General features: G+C 64.4%; 1 protein-coding gene. It reads right to left on the minus strand.

Annotated features, from left to right (window positions below):
* A partial coding sequence (locus tag L0664_RS18515) for a C39 family peptidase (RefSeq protein WP_235227386.1) occupies window positions 1-247 on the minus strand: 247 nt, incomplete at both ends.

Genomic DNA, 247 nt, shown 5'->3' on the forward strand with positions numbered 1-247 from the left:
TAGTACGCCATAACCATGCTGATGGAGGTGGGCGAGCACCACACCTCACCACCATCCGGGTAGATCATCTGGGAGCGCTCCGGCACGTCCAGCACTTTCCCCCAGGCTTTCTTGTCGCTGGCCGCGCCCGCCCCGTCCAACTGGCGGTCGGTGTCCACGGTGTTCATCGCCACCTGCTTGAGGATGGCACCGTCCTTGAGCGTCACGCGGTACTGGTAGCGGGTCGTGGTGGCGCTGCCGTACAGGT

The sequence above is a fragment of the Octadecabacter dasysiphoniae genome (genome assembly GCF_021532615.1).
Taxonomy (GTDB): Bacteria; Pseudomonadota; Alphaproteobacteria; order Rhodobacterales; family Rhodobacteraceae; genus Octadecabacter; species Octadecabacter dasysiphoniae.